This window comes from Citrobacter sp. C5_2, from assembly GCF_014596845.2.
Taxonomy (GTDB): domain Bacteria; phylum Pseudomonadota; class Gammaproteobacteria; order Enterobacterales; family Enterobacteriaceae; genus Citrobacter; species Citrobacter werkmanii.
In genome coordinates this window covers 1,349,658-1,370,158 of the sequence record NZ_CP115032.1, presented here as the reverse complement: position 1 = coordinate 1,370,158, position 20,501 = coordinate 1,349,658, and the positions used below count along the sequence as shown (strand labels likewise).

The window sequence follows — 20,501 nt, the reverse complement described above, 5'->3', positions numbered from 1 at the left end:
AAAATTATGGCAAGTTACTTTATTGGTGTGGATGTCGGAACCGGAAGCGCCCGCGCTGGCGTGTTTGATCTCAATGGCAGAATGGTCGGTCAGGCCAGCCGGGCCATCGAGATTTACCGTCCGCAGGCCGATTTTGTTGAGCAGTCTTCCGATAACATCTGGCAGGCTGTGTGTAACGCGGTACGCGATGCGATTAACCAGTCGGATATCAATCCTATCCAGGTAAAAGGTCTGGGCTTCGACGCCACTTGTTCATTGGTGGTGCTGGATAAAGAAGGTAATCCACTCACCATCAGCCCTTCCGGGCGTAGTGAACAGAACATTATTGTGTGGATGGACCATCGCGCCATTACCCAGGCCGATCGCATTAACGCCCTGCATCATCGGGTGCTGGACTATGTGGGCGGTATTATCTCCCCGGAAATGCAAACGCCAAAACTGCTGTGGCTGAAGCAGCATATGCCCAATACCTGGGCTAACGCCGGTTACTACTTTGACCTGCCTGATTTCCTCACCTGGCGGGCAACGGGCGATGACACGCGCTCATTGTGCTCGACGGTGTGTAAATGGACCTATATGGGTCATGAAGATAAATGGGATGCCAGCTATTTCCGCCAGATTGGGTTGGAAGATTTGCTGGAGCACGATGCCGCCAAAATTGGCCGCTACGTGAAAACCATGGGCGAACCGCTCGGTCATGGGCTGTCAGCGCGCGCCGCCAGCGAAATGGGACTCATCCCCGGCACCGCGGTCAGCGTATCAATTATTGATGCCCACGCCGGTACGCTCGGCACGCTCGGCGCCAGCGGCGTTTCTGGCGAGGTGCCGGATTTCGACCGTCGTATCGCCCTGATTGGCGGCACCTCCACCGGACACATGGCGATTTCTAAAGAGCCGCGTTTTATCGGCGGCGTCTGGGGGCCTTACTACTCTGCCGTACTGCCGGAATACTGGCTCAACGAAGGCGGGCAGTCGGCTACGGGGGCGTTAATCGACCACGTAATTCAGTCGCATCCGTGCTACGACACCCTACTGGCGCAGGCTAAGTCCCAAGGGCAGACCATTTATGAAGTGCTGAATGCGTTGCTGCGTAAAATGGCCGGTGAGCCGGAAGATATCGCCTTCCTGACCCGCGATATGCATATCCTGCCCTATTTCCACGGCAACCGCTCGCCGCGCGCCAACCCAACGCTTACGGGTGCAATCACCGGACTTAAGCTGTCGCGCACGCCGGAAGATATGGCGCGACAGTATCTGGCGACCATCCAGGCCATTGCCCTCGGTACCCGGCATATTATTGAAACGATGAATCAAAGCGGCTACACCATCGATACGATTATGGCCAGCGGCGGCGGCACGAAAAACCCGATCTTCGTTCAGGAGCATGCCAACGCCACTGGCTGCGCGATGCTATTGCCGGAAGAGAGTGAAGCCATGCTGCTGGGCGGCGCCATGATGGGAACCATCGCCGCAGGCGTTTTTGACTCCTTCCCGGAAGCGATGTCGGCGATGAGCCGGATTGGTAAAACGGTCACCCCGCAAACCAACCGTATTAAGCAGTACTACGATCGCAAATATCGGGTATTCCACGAGATGTATCAGGATCATATGAAATATCGCCAGTTGATGCAGGAGGAGGCATGAGTAACTCATGGTCTCAAGCCACCGGCGTATTCCAGATCTACAGCGATGCCCTTGCGGGACTGGGACAGCATCTGACTGAGTCGGTCTGGCAGTCGCTGATGGCGGAACTGCGCGGATGCCAGGGGAAAATCGTCGTTACCGGCGTCGGCACCTCCGGCATTGCGGCGCGTAAAGTCGCGCATATGCTCGCCTGCGTGGAGCGCCCGGCGATTTATCTCAATGCCACCGATGCGGCGCACGGCGATCTGGGTTTTTTACGCGCCGACGACCTGGTTATTATGCTGTCGCGCGGTGGCAATTCGGATGAACTTACCCGGCTGCTGCCTGGGCTGACGGCGAGAAATGTGCCGATCCTGAGCGTGACGGAAAACGCCAATTCGGCCATCGCTAAAGCCTCGAGGCTGGTGATTTCCACCGGCGTACAGCGTGAGGCCGACCCGCTGAACATGCTGGCGACGACCTCAATTCTGCTGGTACTGGCTATCTTTGACGCCGCCTGCGCCTGTCTGATGAGTGAAAGTGGCTACTCAAAGGAGACGCTGCTGGCGGTGCATCCCGGCGGCGATGTGGGATTAACGCTGAGCCGTGGGCAGTAACGCCAGACAGCGTTCTTTAACCTGCCCCAACCATCCGCTGGTGTAATGGCAGTCAGTTAAACATGTTCAAATAAAAATACAGATGGTCAGGCGTGGCTGGTCCGGCTGAAAATTGCCGACGTGTTTCCGTAAGGCCGGGAGAGCCAGCATGGATGCTGGCTCAGGGCGCGCTTTACAGGGACGTTACATCGCGCCCGGCCCGGTAGCCTGGAGGAATAAGCGGAGGGAACCGCGGAGCGGCAATTTTCCCGCCGGGAGCCGGGATTGTTAAGGGTGCGGCGATAGCACCCTTAACACGTTCACTGGCGTTCAGTGTACAGAGAAGCGATGAACATGAGGTGAACGGAACCTTTCTCTAAAAAAGCATATTCATTATACTCCGCCAACCTATGTTGATGCTGAAGCGTTAACATAACGTCATTGCGCAAAATGCCGATTTTTTTATATCTCAACAAAAGATAAAACCGTGAAAAAGTGGATTAACGCGCTGCGTTTCACTACCGCTATCTGTTCCGCACGTTAAAAATTCTGTGACGCTCCCCAGCATTCCTGGCGTAAAGCTTTCCATTCCGCAAATCTATGCGCAAACTTTAACTATTCTTATCAAACATACTCACGGGAGATTCTACAGATGATGTCAACGCTCGCCCCGCCATCTGTACTTTCCGCTCCCCAACGCCGTTGCCAGGTACTGCTGACGCTTTTTCTGCCGGGGCAGATTGCTACCGCGCAGACCTTCAGCAGTCTCAATGGCGTCGATGATGCCACCGTTCAGGAGGATATCATTGGCGCGGGGCTCGAAATCCAGCGCTATCATCGGCTCGCCATTACTTCCGCCCAGAATGGCGGCTATACGATCGAAGGCGCCCCGCTGAACCAGCGGCTGTGCCTGTTGCATTGGCTGCGCCGTGGCCTGCGGATCTGCCCGACGTTTATCACGCAACATTTCACACCCACATTGAAAATGGCGCTTAAACAGCAGGGCATAGCGCGCACGTTGTATGATGACACCAATCTGCATGCGCTGATTAACCTCTGCTCCCGACGCTTGCAAAAACCCTTTGAGTGCCGTGATATCCAGTTCCTGCGGCTGTTTTTACAATACTGCCTGCTGCAACATCACGCGGGGATCACCCCGGAGTTTAATCCGCTCCAGCAGCGCTGGGCGCAATCCTGCGCGGAGTACGCTCTGGCTGAGGAGATTGCCCGTCACTGGCAACGTCACGTCATGCAAAGTGCGCCGCCGGGCGAATCGCTGTTTATGGCATTGCTGTTCTCAATGATTCGCATCCCCGATCCCATCCGCGATAACCACCAGCAGGATCGCCGTTTGCGTCTGGCTATCGCGCGGCTGGTGCTGCGTTTTCGCGAGTATGGCAACGTTCGCTTCAGCGATGAACAAGGGCTGAACGACCAGTTGTATATCCACCTTGCCCAGGCCCTAAACCGCAGTTTGTTTGCCATTGGTATTGATAACACGCTGCCGGAGGAGTTCAGCCGACTTTATCCCCGGCTGGTTCGCACCACCCGCGAGGCGATACACGGATTCGAAGCGGAATACGAAGTGCAATTTTCAGAAGAAGAGATCGGTCTGGTAGCGGTGATTTTCGGTGCCTGGCTGATGCAGGAGAAGGATTTGCACGAAAAGCAGATTATCCTGCTGACCGGCAGTAATGAACAACTCGAAGCGCATATTGAACAGCAGCTACGCGAACTGACGCTCCTGCCGCTCAACGTAAAACACATGCCAATGCAGGACTTTCAAAAAGAGGGCGCGCCGCGCGGCGTAACGCTGATCGTCACACCGTACACTACGCCGCTGCCGCTGTTTTCACCGCCGTTGATTCATGCGGATCTGGCGCTGACGTCTCACCAGCAGCAGCAGATCCGCAAAATCCTCGAATCATAACGTCGCAGGCTGCGCCACCACTTTCGGGCGCAGCACGATAGCCGGTAGCGCCACCAGCGCCATCACCCAGAATACGCCGCTGCCCAGGTTTTGGTACAGGTAGCCAGCGAAAACGGTCATGATGGCGATACTGCCGCCCATCGCTATCGCGGAATAGACCGCCTGTAAACGAATCACTTCGCTGCCCTGTCGCGCCGCGATATAGCGCATTGCCGCCAGGTGGCAGACGGTGAAGGTACCGCAGTGCAGGATCTGCACCACAATCAGCCACGGTAGTTCGGTGCTCCAGCCCATCAGCCCCCAACGCGCCACGCCGCAAACGGCGGAAAGCAACAGCAGATCGCGGGCGCTAAAGCGGCGGAACAGCTTGTGGCTGAGCGCGAAGATAATGACTTCCGCCACCACGCCCAATGACCATAAATAGCCCACCGCCGAAGCGGAATAACCAGCAGACTGCCAGTAAATGGCGCTAAAACCGTAATAGGCGGCATGCGCGCCCTGCAGCAGACTCACGCAGGCAAGAAAACGCCAGCTTTGCGTTATTAACGCGCGCCATGCGGGCCATCCCGCACTCTCCTGCTGACGGTTTTCACCAGCTGGCTGCACGCTCGGACGAATCATCATGCCCAGCAGCATTGAGGCGACGCCAAGCGACAGCAGAATAAGGATCACCCGATAGTCAAACAGGCTCACCAGCTTACCGGTCAGCGCAGAGCCAATCACAAAGGCCACGGATCCCCACAGTCGAACCCGCCCGTAATCCATGGTTATCTGTTTTTGCCAGGTGTTAGCCAGCGCGTCAGTCAGCGGCACCAACGGTGAGAAAAACAGGTTAAATCCGACCATCACCACCATCAGCCACGCCACGTTGGTCCCCGCCCAGAAGGCCAGCGCAAACACCAACGTCAACAGAGCCAGAATACGTAAAGCGGTAATCAGACGAGAGGGATCGCTCACGCGCGGCGCAATCAGCAAGCTACCGAGAAAACGGGCAATCAGCCCCGCGCCCAGCAGTAAACCAATGGTTTCCGGCGTCAGCCCCAACCCTTCGAGCCAGACGCTCCAGAAAGGCAGAAAAATACCGTAGCTAAAGAAATAGGTGAAATAACCGAGCGCCAGCCAGCGCGTGGAATGCAAAGCCATGAATCCCTCCCGTTTGGAGACGGTAGTCTGGCGATAAACTCTGGCTGGCGCAAGAGACCATTAACAGGCAGATAACATGATTTTCGCCCTATTCGACGCAAATTTGCATCGCAAAATGACAGCGTTCTCCCTGCGCTAAAACCTGCAATCCCGGCTGCCCCTGCATGTGGTGGGCATTCACCGGATGCGTCTGCGGCTCCAGGCACAGGAATGGTTCACCCGACATTCTGAACAGCATCAGCCACGCAGTTTGCGCTAAAATCGTGACTTTCATCACATCGCGCTGAATAACGGCCCGCCCGCTCCAGCCAGAATAACCCACATTCAACCAGGCATCTTCACCGTATTGCGCATGCATAAAATCCGCTGCGGATGGAATATTACTTTGCCAGTCCAGTGGCAGATGCTGTTCCCCCTCCGGCCAGTAGCCGCTGGCGGTGAACTGGGCCGTACTGTACGTATCAAAGGCGAAAAACGGATGGAACCCGCAGCCATAGATCATCGGTCGTTCCCCGCAATGGGTGAGTGTCAATGAAGCATGCAGGCTCGACGCTTCCAGTTGGTAGCTAATCTGCGCCGTATAGTCGTAGCCACAGGGATGCCAACTGCGCAACTGTAGCAAACAACCGCCTGGTGTCGCGGTGATAACCCGCCAGCGCTGCAGCCAGCCGTCACCGTGCAGGAAGAAGTGTTCATCCGCCTCATGGTGCGGTAGCACAACCTCTTCCCCACGTAGCATAAAACGGTTGCCCGCCACCCGGTTTGCCACCGGCAGCATCGGGAACAGGCCGCAATCACCGGGCTGCTGACCATGACCTTCACGTAATATTGCCCGTTGATGTTGTAACGAAACCAGACTCAATAGCGAACCGCCCTGCGGATCTACGCACATCCGTAGATGTGCGTTTTGAAGCATCAGCAGAGAATTCATTAGCGGGCGCTTCGTTGTTGGCTTGATGCGCCAACTTTCGTATGCTGCGCCGCCAGCTGTTCCTCCAGCGCTTCCAGCGTCACGCCTTTGGTTTCCGGCACATTACGCACAATATAGATAAAGCCCATCGCGCAAATCACACCGTAGAGCAGGAAGCTTCCCGATGCGCCCAGACTCGCATTCAGCAGTGGGAAGGTATAGGTCAGCAGGAAGCAGGCAATCCACAACGCCAGCGTGCCGAGCGACATCGCTAACCCGCGAACACGGTTGGGGAAAATTTCGGACAGCAGCACCCAGGTTACCGGGGCCAGCGTCAGGGCGTAAATGGCGATCGCCGCCAGCACCAGTACCAAAACCGGCCAGCCCAGAATGCCCAACCCGTATGCCCCGGCAATGAGTACGTAGATAACCGTCAGCCCTGATGCACCAAACAGCATCAGTTTACGACGCCCAATTTTGTCCACCAGCGGCAGAGCGGCAAGGGTAAAGACCAGATTGATGATCCCGGTCGCTACGATCGATTTTAACGTGCCGTTGATGTCGAATCCGGCAGAAGCAAATATCTCCTGCGCATAGTTGAAAATAACGTTGATCCCACACCACTGCTGGAACACTGCCAGCACCATGCCAATAATCACTATCGGTTTGATCTGCGGTTGTAACAGTGATGACCACGCGACCTTGTGGTTATCTTTTTGTAGCGTATGTTCAATCTCTTTCAGCGTTTGCCCGGCATATTCCGCCGAACCAATGCGCTGCAGCATGGTGCGCGCACGTTCGGCTTTTCCTGCCTTCACCAACCAGCGCGGCGATTCAGGGACAAAGAACATCAGCACCAGGAAAATTACCGCGGGCACTAATTCAGCGCCAAACATCCAGCGCCAGCCCGTCTGACCGTTCCAGCTTTCCACAATCGCCTGCTGCGTAGCGCCTGTAGCGACAGGTTCGGCAATCATCAGGTTGATAAGCTGCGCCGCCAGGACGCCAATGACGATGGTGAGTTGGTTAACGGCAACAAAGCGACCACGCTTTTCCGCCGGGCTGACCTCAGCGATATACAGCGGGCTTAGCGCGGATGCCAGACCAATCCCCACGCCGCCAACGATGCGATAGACAACAAACATGTCAAAATTGCTGGCAACTGCTGTTCCCCAGGCTGAAGCGCTAAAAAGGATTGCCGAGAGAATCAGCGGCATCTTTCGGCCAAACTTATCGGCGCACCAGCCGGAAATCAGCGCACCAAAGATACAACCAACCAGCGCCGAGCTCATCGCCCAGCCAGATTGCGCCGGATCGGTAATCGAAAAATAAGCTTCATAGAAGGGCTTTGCCCCGCCGATCACCACCCAGTCATAGCCAAACAGTAAACCACCGCAGGCGGCAACCAAGCAGATAGTCCAGACATAACCAATCTTTAAATGTGTCTGCGCGTTATTCATTATGATTCCTCTTTCAGGGAAACGCAGGGGACAGAAGGTTTCGGGTGAGGTTGCCCCCACCCGTTTCGGGTATTACTGGAACAGCTTTACGTTAATGGCGTGACGCAGCAGTAACGCCTTGTCATGCGCCGGATTGAGTTGCAGAAGCTCATCAAGATCGCGCTGGCAAGCAGAACTATTTCCCAGCCCCAGATGCCCAAGCGCATTGATAAACAGGCAGTGTTGCTGGTGTTTTGCTTGTGCTGAGGTATCCAGCACCACCAGATCGGGCAGCGATACGGCAAAGAAATCGACATCCGGGACGTTGTCGCGATGCGACTCAACCCATTGCAGGAAGCTGTTGAACAGAGCGTCCGCCTGTGCATCATCGCCGAGTTTTCTCTGCGCCATCCCCTGCCAGAAGAGATAGTCCACCGGCTGGTCGTTGTAGTAACGTCCGGCATCCAGTGAGCTACCGCCACGCGTGGCACGGGAGAAATAGCGCCGGGACTCCTCGAAATGCCCCTGCTGCTGGGCGCAATAACCCAGCAAATACCAGATGTCATTATCCGTTTGCCCAGGCAGGCGCCCCTCTCCAAGGTTTTGCGGGTAGTGCAGCGCCTGTTGCAGTTGCGTGATGGCGGTTTGCGGGTCGCCCGACTGAACGGCCTCCAGTGCGCGATGCATCTGATTCAGCAAATATTGCCCAGTGGCTTTGCCTTCTCCCCCCTCCCACGGATGAAATACACGCTCACGTAATATTGCCGCGGCCTCGTCGTAGCGCCCCAATCCATTCCACAGACTAAGCAGTTCCACAGTCAGATCGTCACGATGGAAGACAATATCTTTGCTGGCTTCCAGTCGTTGCAAACGCTGTTCAGCCGGTTGCGCCATCAGCTTTTTGAGATAGTCGAGTTCGAACAGGAAACGGGCATTTTGCGGCTCCAGTGCTACGGCCTGCGACAGATACTGCATCGCCTGCTGTGCATCGTGCTGTTTGTTCCAGGCATAGATACCCAATAAGCGATGCACTGGGGCAAAATCCGGCTCCTGCGCAAGGGTAAATTGCCAGCAGGAGACCGCCTCGTCATAGCAGCGTTTGCTGTACCAGAAACAGCCGAGCAAATAACGGGCAAAAGCGCTCTGCTCGAGGGTTTGCAGCATCTGTACTTCATCCAGCGTATTGGGAAAACGGACGCGATTTTGCAGACACTTACGCGCTCGTTCGATGAAAGGTTGCGGATTGTCGCTCAGCGAAGCGCGCCACAGCATCGGTAGCGTTTCCTGGCTGTCGAGCAGTTCCAGCACGCCACGGGCAGCGTCTTTTTGCCCCAATGCGATCAACCAGCCAGCCAGTTCACACGCGTTGGTACCGCGCCGCCCGGTAATCGAGATTAGCGCCTGTGCAGTGGCCTCATCCTGGCAAATGGCCCAGCGCGCATAGTGCAGGGTGTAACTCAGCGGATAATCAACCAGCTGTTGGCGAATGTATTCCAGCGCTTGCGCATTGCGATCAAGCTTTGCCAGCGCCAGCGCTTTCAGTCCCATCGCCAGGTTATTACTGCCGTTAAAACGCAGGCTCTGCTCGACTTTTTCCAACGCGCCGGCATAGTCCTGACGTTTCATCGCCAGGCGCGCTAACGACCAGAAAGCCGCGTCCCGGCAGTTGCCGCTCCAGCTCGCCTTATAATAATTATCCCAGGCGCTTTCATCGTCGCCCTGGCGTTCCTGCGCGGCGGCCAGCAGCATACTCGCCTCGCCATCACGCGGATTCTTATTGAGCTTGTGCGCCCGTTCCAGCGCCTTACCCGCGCAATGGGCTGCTAATGCCCAGTCCGCGCGGTTTAGCGCCAGCGTCCCCAAAGCCACATTATTGCGATAATCAAGCGGGTCGACCTCCAGCGCGCGGCGATAATAGTCTTCGGCATAGCGGCTGGCGTGGTTGTACTGCTCCAGATGCTGACCAATAAAATAGAGTTCATCAGTATTAGCAAGCGCTTCTGGCTGAGCTGGCGCGCTGGCCGCCGAGGGGAGTGGTAATTCTTGCGCCAGGTGCTCTTCGTACTGCAACAGCACAGAGCCATCGGCGCGAGTAACGGTCATCGTTACCCGGGCATGGCCATTGTCAGACACATCGGCTAACCAGCTCTGCCCCGGCTCAAGGGTGAGTGTATTCTCAAAGAACGGCTGCCCGTGTGCCGCAAGCGTAACCTGAACATCGCGTAGCGGCGCTATCGCATAAACGCCCACTGAAAGTTGGCTTCCCTCACGCACCAGACGAAGCGCCAGTTGCGTGCTGGCGTTTTGCACCATGCCAAGTTCGCTGTAGGGCAGGAAGTTTTGCACAAAAACTTTCTCTTCGTACGGCGCAAGCCAGGTGAAATCCGGTTGGTTATCGGTATAGACCCCGGTCATCAGTTCGATATACGGACCGTTGTCATCGGTGAGATTACGATCCCAGGCAACGCCAAAGTCGCCATATCCCCAGGTCCACTGTTTTTTCCCCGGCGAAACATGGTGGTCCGCCACGTGCAGTAATCCACCGCGTTCGCCGTGGTGCCAGGCGCCGACAAAGTCATAATCCGATTTTTCCGCCATATAAGAGGTCGGAACGGGTACGTTTTTGTAGCGAGAGATATCCACACCCGCCGAGTAATCCACTTTGTAGTAGGTGCCAGTAGCGACAGGAAACGCTGAAACATCGCGCTTGCCGTGGTCGAATACCGCGGTTACATCCGGCGGAAACACGCTCTGATGATCGTCGCCGCCTTTCACCGCCGGATTCGCCCACCACAGGAAGTGGCGCGGCGTGGCGTTACCGTTAAACACCTTCCCGGTTATTTCGATCAGCGCGCGATCTGGATACAGTGTGAATCCGGTCATCACCTGTAAACCACGCATGGGTTCAACCTCCCCCATCCACACGGTATATTCGCCCTGCTCGCCCTGCTGTTGCGTAAAATCAACCGGCATAAAGGTGGTTGGACGATGATGCTGCGGCCAGTTGAACTCAATGCCGCCAGAGATCCATGGCCCAAGCAGGCCAACCAACGCTGGTTTCACCACTTCGTTGTAGTAGACGAAATCACGTTGCTGCACTTTGTCATACGCACGATGGATACGTCCGCCTAATTCCGGCAGCAGCATGATGCGAATGAAGTCATTCTCCATCCACACCGCCTGATAGTCGCGCATTTCACGCTTGCCGGTCAGGGTATCAATCACGCCGTAGGGATAAACCGCACCAGAGGATCCCTGATACACCCTTTTCTCCAGAAACATCGGGTTAGCGTCTTCTTCACCCACCGTCCACGTTGGGAGGGTGATCGTTTCCTGCCAGACTTTAACTGAACCGTACATGCCGCTCTCCACTCAATAAACAAAAGTAAAAATTTAACCTGAGGCTATTCTGCGGCAGTTAAGTGGCGTTAAAATGCGCAATGCTCACGCAATATAGTAAAGGGAGTTAAGTGTATGCAGCGTTCGGGATTCAATAACGCCAGGGTACGTCAGGCAAATAAACAGATCTTTTTGTCGCATCTATGGCGGGAAAAACAACTTAGCAAGTCGCAGTTGGCGCAGCTGACCAGTCTGTCGATCCCGGCGGTCAGCAATATTCTTGAAGAGCTGATGGATGAAGGGAGAATCGGCCATTCGCGAGAGACGTTAAGCCAGCGCGGTTTGAGTAGCGGCAGTTATCATTTGCCAGAAACAGGCGCCTGGACGCTCTGCATCAACGTCACCCCCACCAGCATCACCAGCCAACTGGCGGACGCGCGTCTGGTGGCCGTCGGCGACTGGCGCCATGAGGTCATTAATCCTGATACGCCAAAAGCGCTGCTGACAGCATTGGCGGCACACTGGCGAGAATACCGTCGGCAATTTCCAGAGGTTACGATTAATCTGGCGCTGGGCGTGCACGGCCAGGTTGATCCGATTACCGGCGCATCAAAAACCATGCCTCAGGCTCCGTGGAAAACACCGGTGGAAATAAAATACCTGCTTGAGGAGATGCTTGGTGTGCAGGTCCGGCTGGACAATGACTGCGTGATGCTGGCGCTGGCGGAAAAGTGGCAAAATCCGGCGGCTAACGGTGATTTTTGTGTGATTAACGTTGATTACGGCATTGGTTCATCGTTTGTCATTAACGATAACATCTGGCGGGGCAGTTTGTACGGCAGCGGTCAGATTGGCCATACAATAATTGATCCGGACGGGGTTGCCTGCGACTGTGGCCGTTATGGGTGTCTGGAAACGGTGGCGTCATTAAGCGCACTGAAAAAGCAGGCTCGCGTGTGGATGAAATCGCAACCGACATCCCTGTATGATCCTCAAACGCTGACGACCGACCAGCTTATTGATGCCTGGAGGCACGGAGATGTTCGCATTCAGGCGTGGGCCGAACATGCCGCCAGCGCTATTGGCCTGAGTCTGTACAATTTTCTAAATATATTAAATATTAATCAAATCTGGCTGTATGGTCGTAGCTGCGCCTTCGGCGAAAGCTGGCTCAATACGCTGGTGCAGCAAACCGGATTTAATCCGTTCGATCATGGCGATAACCCACGAGCCCGGGCAACGCAGATCGGTTTCGGTAAGCTTAATCGCGCTCAGCAACTGATGGGCATCGGCTATCTGTATGTCGAGTCGCAGCTTAGCGAGCTGTAGTCGTTAATCCACAACGCTCACGGCTAAACGTTCATGCACCGTGGCGATAAAGTCGGTCAGCGCCGGTTTCAGCGCCCCCTTTTTCCACGCCATCAGCAGCGCAATGGTCGGAACATCGCCAACAATAGGGCGAAAAACCACCTGCCCGGTATTAAAATTATTCATATAACCGGGTATCAAAGTCACCCCCAACCCCATGCTGACCAGGTTCATGGTCACCAGAATATTGGTCGCCACCTGCACGATATTGGGCTGGCTTTTTTGCTGCTGAAACCAGTTTTTGACAATCATCGCTAACGCGCCGGAATAGGCCGGATCGGTACTGACAAAATTCACTCCGTGCAGTTGCTGTGCCGATATCGCTTTCTCATTAGCGAGCGGATGATTCACCGGTAACACCACCACCAGCGGCTCATGAATCAGCTCCAGATAATCCAGCTCTGGGCTGTAAACCGGATGACGCATTAAGCCAACGTCCAGCTCTCCGCGCAGGATCTTCTCCTCCTGCTCGGTGGTGATCAAACTGACCAGTTCAATATGCGTATCCGGTTGTTTTAAACGAAACAAAGGCAGCACTTTGGGCAACAGATTTACCTCTGCGGAAGGGACAAAGCCGATGGCGAAATGGTTATCTTCCTGCACCGTTTTACGGGCGCGAACTTTGGCATTTTCCGCCTGCTCGAGGATAACCAACGCATCCTGTAAAAAACATTCACCTGCTGCCGTTAACGCAACTTTGCGCTTGTCCCGCACCAGCAAGGGAACCCCCACACAGGCCTCCAGATCGCGGATCTGACTGCTTAACGAGGGCTGAGAGGTATGCAGTTTTTCTGCCGCCCGGGTGAAATTCAGCGCCTGCGCCACCGCCACAAAATAGCGTAAGTGCCTCAGTTCCATGCCCTTCTCCTTGTTATCGAAAAAATGTCTCAACTGGTAGAAATTTACTATTTCACAGATTGATAACTAACCAGCAACATCCTTAGGGTACAAAAAAAGAAGGTCAATACATCTTAGCTTTCAGGATTAAAAAATATGACCATACCCTCAAATTTAGACATCTACCGACTGATCGACACGCAAAACGGTCGCGTAACCCCACGTATTTATACCGACCCTGAAATTTACCAACTGGAGCTGGAACGCATCTTCGGACGCTGCTGGCTGTTTCTCGCCCACGAAAGCCAAATCCCCAAACCGGGCGATTTCTTTAACACTTATATGGGCGAAGACGCCGTGGTGGTGGTGCGCCAGAAGGACGGCAGCATCAAAGCGTTTCTCAACCAGTGCCGCCACCGCGCGATGCGCGTGAGTTATGCCGACTGCGGTAACACCCGCGCCTTCACCTGTCCGTATCACGGCTGGTCGTATGGCATTAACGGCGAGCTGATCGACGTGCCGCTGGAGCCGCGCGCCTACCCACAAGGGTTGTGCAAATCCCACTGGGGGCTGAACGAAGTGCCATGCGTCGAGAGCTACAAAGGGCTGATTTTCGGTAACTGGGATACCACCGCGCCGAACCTGCGCGATTATCTTGGCGACATCGCCTGGTATCTCGACGGCGTGCTGGATCGCCGTGAAGGCGGCACTGAAATCGTCGGTGGCGTACAGAAGTGGACCATCGACTGCAACTGGAAATTCCCCGCCGAACAGTTCGCCAGCGACCAATATCACGCGTTGTTCAGCCACGCCTCCGCCGTCCAAGTACTGGGCGCGAAAGACGACGGCAGCGACAAACGCCTCGGCGATGGTCAAACCGCCCGCCCGGTGTGGGAAACCGCCAAAGACGCGCTACAGTTCGGCCAGGACGGGCACGGCAGCGGCTTCTTCTTTACCGAGAAACCGGACGCCAACGTCTGGGTCGACGGCGAAGTCTCCAGCTACTATCGCGAGACCTATGAAGAGGCCGAGCGGCGTCTGGGTAAGGTTCGTGCGCTGCGCCTCGCCGGTCACAACAATATTTTCCCCACGCTCTCCTGGCTGAACGGTACCGCCACGCTGCGCGTCTGGCATCCGCGCGGGCCGGACAAAGTCGAAGTATGGGCGTTCTGCATCGCCGATAAAGCCGCCTCTGATGACGTCAAAGCCGCTTTTGAAAACAGCGCCACCCGCGCCTTCGGCCCGGCGGGGTTCCTTGAGCAGGACGACTCGGAAAACTGGTGTGAAATTCAAAAACTGCTGAAAGGCCACCGGGCACGCAACACTAACCTGTGCCTGGAGATGGGTCTCGGCCAGGAAAAACGTCGTGAAGACGGCATTCCGGGGATCACTAACTACATTTTCTCGGAAACCGCTGCCCGCGGCATGTATCAGCGTTGGGCCGATTTATTAAGCAGCGAAAGCTGGCAGGAAGTGCAGGAAAAAACCGCCGCATACCAGCAGGAGGTGATGAAATGAGCGCGTTAGTCTCCCCTGAGCTGCATCACCGCATCAGCCAGTTTCTGTATGAAGAAGCGCGTCTGCTGGACGACTGGCTGTTTCGCGACTGGCTGGCGCAGCTGGATGACGACATTCGTTACACCATGCGCACCACGGTCAATGCTCAAACCCGTGACCGCCGCAAAGGCGTACAGCCGCCGACCACCTGGATTTTCAACGACAACAAAGACCAGCTTGAGCGCCGTATCGCGCGGCTGGAAACCGGCATGGCGTGGGCCGAAGAGCCGCCTTCCCGCACTCGCCACATGATCAGCAACCTGCAGGTTAGCGAAACCGACCAGCCGGACGTGTTCGCCGTGCGCCTGAACTATCTGCTGTACCGCGCACAAAAAGAGCGTGACGAGACGTTCTACGTCGGCACGCGCATGGATAAAGTTCATCGTCTGCCGAGCGACGAATGGCGCTTACTGGAGCGTGAGATCGTGCTCGATCAGGCGGTGATCACCTCCCACAACCTGAGTGTACTGTTCTGATGAGCCGCATATTTGCCTGCTCCGCCACGGAGCTACCGGAGGGGGAAGCCCTCCGGCTGGAAACCTCTCCCGTCATCGCGCTGTTTCACGTTGGCGGTGAGTTTTATGCCATTAACGATCGCTGTAGCCACGGTAACGCCTCGATGTCGGAGGGCTATCTGGAAGACGACGCCACGGTGGAGTGCCCGCTGCACGCCGCCAGCTTCTGCCTGAAAACCGGCAAAGCGCTGTGCCTGCCCGCCACCGATCCGCTCACCACCTATGCGGTGCATGTGGAAGGCGGCGAGGTGTTTATTGATTTACCCGAGGAGGCCAGATGAGCGATTTACGCGATAACGTTGTGTTTATTACTGGCGGCGGCTCCGGGCTGGGGCTGGCGCTGGTAGAACGCTTTATTGAAGAGGGGGCGAAGGTCGCTACGCTGGAACTTTCGCCAGCCAAAGTCGCCAGCCTGCGCCAGTGCTTTGGTGAACACGTACTGGCGGTGGAAGGCAACGTGACCTGCTATGCCGACTACCAGCGCATGGTGGATCGGATCCTCACCACCTTCGGCAAGCTGGACTGTTTTATCGGCAACGCGGGTATCTGGGATCACAACGCTTCGCTGGTCAATACGCCCGCCGAGGCGCTGGAAAGCGGCTTCCACGAGCTGTTTAACGTTAACGTGCTGGGCTATCTGCTGGGTGTCAAAGCCTGCGCCCAGGCATTAATCGCCAGCGAAGGCAGCATCATCTTTACCCTGTCTAACGCCGCGTGGTATCCCGGCGGCGGCGGGCCCCTGTATACCGCCAGCAAGCACGCGGCCACCGGGTTGATTCGCCAACTGGCCTACGAACTCGCCCCCAAAGTGCGGGTGAACGGTGTCGGCCCGTGCGGCATGGCGACCGATCTGCGCGGCCCGCAGGCGCTGGGGCAAAACGACACCTCGATTATGCAGTCGCTAACACCGGAGAAAATCGCCGCCATTCTGCCGTTGCAGTTTTTCCCCGATCCGGCAGATTTTACCGGCCCGTACGTGATGCTGGCGTCACGGCGCAACAACCGCACGCTGAGCGGCGTGATGATCAATGCCGACGCCGGTCTGGGGATCCGTGGGATCCGGCACGTCGCGGCTGGTCTGGATCTGTAAGGAGTCATCATGAGCGAACAGATTATTGCCATCATCGGCGGCGGCCAGGCGGGAGCGATGGCCGCCGCTGCGCTACGTCAGCAGGGGTTTAGCGGACCGTTACACCTCTTTTCTGACGAGGCTCACCTACCCTACGAGCGCCCGCCGCTGTCAAAAGCGATGCTGCTGGACGATAACCCGCAGCTTCAGCCGGTTCTGCCCGCCAACTGGTGGCAGGAACACAACGTGCAGTTGCATCTGGGCGTTACGCTACGCGAGATTGATCGCGCCTCGCGTACGTTAACGCTCGCCGATGGGCAAACCTACCGCTGGACTCAGCTGCTGCTGGCTACCGGGGCCGCCGCCAGACCGCTACCGCTGCTGGATGCGCTGGGCGAGCGCTGTTTTACCCTGCGCCATGCGGGAGATGCCGAGCGTCTCCGGGCTGCGCTACAGCCAGGAAAATCGATCGTGATTGTCGGCGCGGGTACCATTGGCCTGGAGCTGGCGGCCAGCGCCACCCAGCGCGGCTGCCGGGTGACGGTGGTCGAACTGGCATCAACGGTGATGGGCCGCAATGCGCCTGCGCCGGTGCGCGACTATCTGTTAGCCCGCCATCAGCAGGCCGGGGTGAGAATGCTGCTCAATAGCGCCATTGAGCACGCTGAAGCGGGAGAATTTCTCACGCTCACCCTGCAAAACGGCGAAATACTGAAGGCCGATGCGGTCGTTTACGGCATCGGCATCGTGGCCAACGATACGCTGGCCCGCGACGCGGGGCTGGAAACGGCCAATGGTATTATTGTCGATAGCGCCTGCGCCACCTCCGACCCGGTCATTTTCGCCGCCGGTGATGTGACGCTCACTCGCCAGCCGGACGGTTCGTTAAGGCGCATCGAAAGCTGGGAAAATGCCAACTGCCAGGCGCAGGTCGCCGCCGCCGCGATGCTCGGTTTACCCCTGCCGGAAGCCACGCCGGGCTGGTTCTGGACCGATCAATACAGTGATAACCTGCAATTTGTTGGTGAAATGCAGGGAGAAAGTTGGCTCGTACGTGGCGATCCTGATGCGCAGAAAGCAATATGGTTTAGTTTGCAGAATGACGTCATTGTTGGCGCAGTGACGTTGAACCAGGGCCGGGAAATGCGCTTATTGCGGAAATGGATTCAGGCTAAGAAAAAGCCGCCAGTGGCGGCTTTAGTCGATGAAACAATCTTGCTTAAGTCACTATAACTGGCGGATGTCTCTTCGTTTATCCGGCCTACAGGTGAGTTACCTGTAGGCCGGATAAGGTCCAGCAATCAATATGACTTACGCGTAAACCGGGAAGCGCGCGCAGATATCCAGCACTTTACCTTTGATGCGCTCAATTACCGCTTCATCATTGATATTGTCCAGAACATCACACATCCAGCCAGCCAGTTCTTTCACTTCCGCTTCTTTAAAGCCACGGCGAGTGACAGCCGGAGAACCGATACGGATACCGGAAGTCACAAACGGGCTCTTCGGATCGTTCGGTACGCTGTTTTTGTTGACGGTGATGTTAGCACGACCCAGTGCAGCGTCGGCTTCTTTACCGGTCAGATTTTTATCAACCAGATCCAGCAGGAACAGGTGGTTTTCAGTCCCACCGGAAACCACTTTGTAGCCGCGGTTCAGGAACACTTCCACCATCGCTTTGGCGTTTTTCGCAACCTGCTGCTGGTAAACTTTGAACTCTGGCTCCATCGCTTCTTTCAGCGCCACGGCTTTCGCCGCAATCACGTGCATCAGCGGGCCGCCCTGCGCGCTTGGGAACACGGCGGAGTTCAGTTTTTTGTACAGCTCTTCATCACCGCCTTTCGCCAGGATCAGGCCGCCGCGCGGACCCGCCAGGGTTTTGTGGGTGGTGGTGGTCACAACGTGAGCGTGCGGAACCGGGTTCGGGTAAACGCCGGCGGCAATCAGACCGGCAACGTGCGCCATGTCGACGAACAGGTATGCGCCGATGCTGTCAGCGATTTCACGCATTTTTGCCCAGTCAACCACGCCGGAGTAGGCAGAGAAGCCACCGATAATCATTTTCGGTTTGTGCTCTTTGGCCTGCTTAGCCATGTCTTCGTAGTCAATTTTACCGGACTCATCAATGCCGTAAGGAATGATGTTGTACAGTTTGCCGGAAAAGTTAACCGGGGAGCCGTGAGTCAGGTGGCCGCCCTGCGCCAGGTTCATACCCAGCACGGTATCGCCCGGCTGCAGCAGCGCGGTGTAGACAGCGAAGTTAGCCTGAGAGCCAGAGTGCGGCTGTACGTTAGCGTAGTCAGCGCCAAACAGCTCTTTAGCGCGATCGATAGCCAGTTGCTCAACGATATCAACGTACTCGCAACCGCCGTAGTAGCGCTTGCCCGGATAACCTTCAGCGTATTTGTTGGTCAGCTGAGAACCCTGCGCCTGCATTACACGCGGGCTGGTATAGTTTTCGGAGGCGATCAGTTCGATGTGCTCTTCCTGACGTACTTTTTCCTGCTCCATAGCCTGCCACAGTTCGGCATCATAATCGGCAATGTTCATTTCACGCTTTAACATCCGCATCTCCTGACTCAGCTAACAAGTAAATTTTGGCCTGAAAAGGCAGTCTTCCAGGACTTCGGCCAACAGTATAACCGAATCATTCTTCGATAACAGGTCTTGACAAAGGATTTTACGCAAACGATTACCTTCACGGCACACAAGGCTTTGGAGAACAAAGGTCTGCTGAATTTCAACGGATTTCTTTTCAGGTTTGTGATGCAGATTTTTCACGATGTAACCTTTACAACGCAAAGTTACAAAGAACCATTTACAATGCAGGGGTATTTTTTATAAGATGCATTTGACATACATCATTAAAGTTTCAGATAAAGGAAGACCGTATGCTTGACGCACAAACCATCGCTACAGTGAAAGCCACCATTCCCCTGCTGGTTGAAACAGGTCCGAAGCTGACCGCCCATTTCTACGATCGCATGTTTACGCATAACCCAGAGCTGAAAGAAATTTTCAACATGAGTAACCAGCGCAATGGCGACCAACGTGAAGCGCTGTTTAACGCCATTGCCGCGTATGCCAGCAACATCGACAACCTGCCAGCGCTGTTGCCAGCCGTTGAGAAAATCGCCCAGAAACATACCAGCTTCCAGATTAAACCAGAGCAGTACAACATCGTAGGAAGTCACCTGCTGGCCACGCTGGACGAAATGTTCAGCCCGGGCCAGGAAGTGCTGGATGCGTGGGGCAAAGCATACGGCGTGCTGGCGGGCGTGTTTATTAACCGTGAAGCGCAAATCTACAGCGAAAACGCCAGCAAAACCGGCGGTTGGGAAGGTACGCGTCCTTTCCGTATCGTGGCGAAAACGCCGCAAAGCCGCGCGATTACCAGCTTTGAGTTTGAACCCGTCGATGGCGGTGCAGTGGCGGAATACCATCCGGGTCAATACCTGGGCGTCTGGCTGAAGCCGGAAGGTTTCCCGCATCAGGAAATCCGTCAGTATTCGCTGACCCGTAAGCCAGATGGCAAAGGCTACCGTATTGCCGTGAAGCGCGAGGACGGTGGTCAGGTTTCAACCTGGCTACATAACCACGCCAATGTCGGCGATGTGGTTCACCTGGCCGCGCCAGCAGGGGATTTCTTTATGGACGTCGCGACCGATACGCCGGTGTCGCTGATTTCCGCAGGCGTGGGCCAAACGCCGATGCTGGCGATGCTGGATACGCTGGCGAAAGCTCATCATACGGCGCAGGTTAACTGGTTCCACGCGGCGGAAAATGGCGATGTACATGCTTTCGCCGATGAAGTAAAAGAACTCGGCAAAACGCTGCCACGCTTTAGCGAGCATACCTGGTATCGTGAGCCAAACGAAGCCGATCGCGCGAAAGGTGCGTTTGATAGCATTGGTCTGATGGATCTGAACAAACTGGAAGGGGCAATCAGCGATCCGGCGATGCAGTTTTATCTGTGCGGCCCGGTCGGCTTTATGCAGTTCGCCGCGAAGCAACTGGTCGGTCTGGGCGTGAAAAACGAGAACATTCATTACGAATGCTTCGGCCCGCATAAAGTATTGTAATGTATTACGCGAGTAGGCCGGATAAGGCGTTTACGCCGACATCCGGCAATCACTCTGCCTGATGCACTACGCTTATCAGGCCTACAAATTAAC

The 20,501-nt window shown here is 55.8% G+C and carries 16 protein-coding genes; 10 read left to right on the top strand and 6 right to left on the bottom strand.

Annotated elements, in window-relative coordinates; translation table 11 throughout:
- Positions 1-6 precede the first annotated feature (6 nt).
- From ICA20_RS06680 to csiE, 3 genes are all read left to right on the top strand, one after another.
- Positions 7-1,644, top strand: coding sequence for an FGGY-family carbohydrate kinase (locus tag ICA20_RS06680; protein WP_038642646.1), 1,638 nt, complete (start codon positions 7-9; stop codon positions 1,642-1,644).
- Positions 1,641-2,240: an SIS domain-containing protein gene (locus tag ICA20_RS06675; protein WP_038642648.1), complete on the top strand. Its 600-nt coding sequence runs from the start codon at positions 1,641-1,643 to the stop codon at positions 2,238-2,240. Before ICA20_RS06680 ends, ICA20_RS06675 begins: the two co-directional genes overlap by 4 nt.
- Positions 2,241-2,871: 631 nt before the next feature.
- Positions 2,872-4,149 (top strand): stationary phase inducible protein CsiE, encoded by a 1,278-nt coding sequence (csiE, locus tag ICA20_RS06670; RefSeq protein WP_038642650.1) that lies wholly within the window; start codon positions 2,872-2,874, stop codon positions 4,147-4,149.
- Here the strand turns inward: csiE and ICA20_RS06665 are convergent.
- From ICA20_RS06665 to ICA20_RS06650, 4 genes are all read right to left on the bottom strand, one after another.
- Entirely contained in the window at positions 4,144-5,292 is a 1,149-nt protein-coding gene (locus ICA20_RS06665) for a 3-phenylpropionate MFS transporter (protein ID WP_038642652.1), read from the bottom strand. The two genes, csiE and ICA20_RS06665, sit on opposite strands and share 6 nt — an antisense overlap.
- An 88-nt stretch (positions 5,293-5,380) precedes the next feature.
- Complete coding sequence (locus tag ICA20_RS06660; RefSeq protein WP_038642654.1) at positions 5,381-6,223, bottom strand: aldose 1-epimerase; 843 nt, start codon at positions 6,221-6,223, stop codon at positions 5,381-5,383.
- Positions 6,223-7,662, bottom strand: coding sequence for a sugar porter family MFS transporter (locus ICA20_RS06655; RefSeq protein WP_038642656.1), 1,440 nt, complete (start codon positions 7,660-7,662; stop codon positions 6,223-6,225). Before ICA20_RS06655 ends, ICA20_RS06660 begins: the two co-directional genes overlap by 1 nt.
- Positions 7,663-7,734: 72 nt before the next feature.
- Positions 7,735-11,001: a DUF5107 domain-containing protein gene (locus ICA20_RS06650; RefSeq protein WP_038642658.1), complete on the bottom strand. Its 3,267-nt coding sequence runs from the start codon at positions 10,999-11,001 to the stop codon at positions 7,735-7,737.
- A 114-nt stretch (positions 11,002-11,115) separates the two neighbouring features.
- On the opposite strand from ICA20_RS06650, the gene ICA20_RS06645 reads away from it, so the two are divergent.
- Positions 11,116-12,309, top strand: a complete 1,194-nt coding sequence (locus ICA20_RS06645) for an ROK family transcriptional regulator (protein ID WP_038642660.1) — start codon at positions 11,116-11,118, stop codon at positions 12,307-12,309.
- Between the two features lie 3 nt (positions 12,310-12,312).
- Here ICA20_RS06645 and hcaR read toward each other — a convergent pair whose 3' ends face one another.
- The gene (gene hcaR, locus ICA20_RS06640) at positions 12,313-13,206 is read right to left on the bottom strand and encodes a DNA-binding transcriptional regulator HcaR (RefSeq protein WP_038642661.1); all 894 of its coding nucleotides are present in this window, start codon (positions 13,204-13,206) and stop codon (positions 12,313-12,315) included.
- A 135-nt stretch (positions 13,207-13,341) separates the two neighbouring features.
- On the opposite strand from hcaR, the gene hcaE reads away from it, so the two are divergent.
- Genes hcaE through hcaD form a run of 5 tightly spaced genes read left to right on the top strand, consistent with a single transcriptional unit; the run spans position 13,342 to position 17,559 of the window.
- On the top strand, positions 13,342-14,703 hold the full coding sequence (gene hcaE / locus ICA20_RS06635) for a 3-phenylpropionate/cinnamic acid dioxygenase subunit alpha (RefSeq protein ID WP_038642663.1): 1,362 nt from the start codon (positions 13,342-13,344) through the stop codon (positions 14,701-14,703).
- Positions 14,700-15,218, top strand: coding sequence for a 3-phenylpropionate/cinnamic acid dioxygenase subunit beta (gene hcaF / locus ICA20_RS06630; RefSeq protein ID WP_038642665.1), 519 nt, complete (start codon positions 14,700-14,702; stop codon positions 15,216-15,218). The genes hcaE and hcaF overlap by 4 nt, the downstream gene beginning before the upstream one ends.
- Positions 15,218-15,538, top strand: coding sequence for a 3-phenylpropionate/cinnamic acid dioxygenase ferredoxin subunit (gene hcaC, locus ICA20_RS06625; protein WP_038642667.1), 321 nt, complete (start codon positions 15,218-15,220; stop codon positions 15,536-15,538). The genes hcaF and hcaC overlap by 1 nt, the downstream gene beginning before the upstream one ends.
- Positions 15,535-16,347: a 3-phenylpropionate-dihydrodiol/cinnamic acid-dihydrodiol dehydrogenase gene (hcaB, locus tag ICA20_RS06620; RefSeq protein ID WP_038642669.1), complete on the top strand. Its 813-nt coding sequence runs from the start codon at positions 15,535-15,537 to the stop codon at positions 16,345-16,347. The genes hcaC and hcaB overlap by 4 nt, the downstream gene beginning before the upstream one ends.
- 9 nt (positions 16,348-16,356) lie before the next feature.
- Entirely contained in the window at positions 16,357-17,559 is a 1,203-nt protein-coding gene (gene hcaD / locus ICA20_RS06615) for a phenylpropionate dioxygenase ferredoxin reductase subunit (RefSeq protein ID WP_038642671.1), read from the top strand.
- 78 nt (positions 17,560-17,637) lie between these two features.
- Here the strand turns inward: hcaD and glyA are convergent, their stop codons facing one another.
- Positions 17,638-18,891, bottom strand: coding sequence for a serine hydroxymethyltransferase (gene glyA / locus ICA20_RS06610; RefSeq protein ID WP_032939458.1), 1,254 nt, complete (start codon positions 18,889-18,891; stop codon positions 17,638-17,640).
- 326 nt (positions 18,892-19,217) lie between these two features.
- Between glyA and hmpA the strand changes: the two genes are divergently transcribed.
- Complete coding sequence (gene hmpA / locus ICA20_RS06605; protein ID WP_038642674.1) at positions 19,218-20,408, top strand: NO-inducible flavohemoprotein; 1,191 nt, start codon at positions 19,218-19,220, stop codon at positions 20,406-20,408.
- Positions 20,409-20,501 lie beyond the last annotated feature (93 nt).

Excerpts from the sequence above, each read along its gene's own strand:
- ICA20_RS06680 (WP_038642646.1), top strand. The coding sequence starts at position 7 with ATGGCAAGTTACTTTATTGGTGTGGATGTCGGAACCGGAAGCGCCCGC.
- ICA20_RS06675 (WP_038642648.1), top strand. The coding sequence starts at position 1,641 with ATGAGTAACTCATGGTCTCAAGCCACCGGCGTATTCCAGATCTACAGC.
- csiE (WP_038642650.1), top strand. The coding sequence starts at position 2,872 with ATGATGTCAACGCTCGCCCCGCCATCTGTACTTTCCGCTCCCCAACGC.
- ICA20_RS06665 (WP_038642652.1), bottom strand. The coding sequence starts at position 5,292 with ATGGCTTTGCATTCCACGCGCTGGCTGGCGCTCGGTTATTTCACCTAT.
- ICA20_RS06660 (WP_038642654.1), bottom strand. The coding sequence starts at position 6,223 with ATGAATTCTCTGCTGATGCTTCAAAACGCACATCTACGGATGTGCGTA.
- ICA20_RS06655 (WP_038642656.1), bottom strand. The coding sequence starts at position 7,662 with ATGAATAACGCGCAGACACATTTAAAGATTGGTTATGTCTGGACTATC.
- ICA20_RS06650 (WP_038642658.1), bottom strand. The coding sequence starts at position 11,001 with ATGTACGGTTCAGTTAAAGTCTGGCAGGAAACGATCACCCTCCCAACG.
- ICA20_RS06645 (WP_038642660.1), top strand. The coding sequence starts at position 11,116 with ATGCAGCGTTCGGGATTCAATAACGCCAGGGTACGTCAGGCAAATAAA.
- hcaR (WP_038642661.1), bottom strand. The coding sequence starts at position 13,206 with ATGGAACTGAGGCACTTACGCTATTTTGTGGCGGTGGCGCAGGCGCTG.
- hcaE (WP_038642663.1), top strand. The coding sequence starts at position 13,342 with ATGACCATACCCTCAAATTTAGACATCTACCGACTGATCGACACGCAA.
- hcaF (WP_038642665.1), top strand. The coding sequence starts at position 14,700 with ATGAGCGCGTTAGTCTCCCCTGAGCTGCATCACCGCATCAGCCAGTTT.
- hcaC (WP_038642667.1), top strand. The coding sequence starts at position 15,218 with ATGAGCCGCATATTTGCCTGCTCCGCCACGGAGCTACCGGAGGGGGAA.
- hcaB (WP_038642669.1), top strand. The coding sequence starts at position 15,535 with ATGAGCGATTTACGCGATAACGTTGTGTTTATTACTGGCGGCGGCTCC.
- hcaD (WP_038642671.1), top strand. The coding sequence starts at position 16,357 with ATGAGCGAACAGATTATTGCCATCATCGGCGGCGGCCAGGCGGGAGCG.
- glyA (WP_032939458.1), bottom strand. The coding sequence starts at position 18,891 with ATGTTAAAGCGTGAAATGAACATTGCCGATTATGATGCCGAACTGTGG.
- hmpA (WP_038642674.1), top strand. The coding sequence starts at position 19,218 with ATGCTTGACGCACAAACCATCGCTACAGTGAAAGCCACCATTCCCCTG.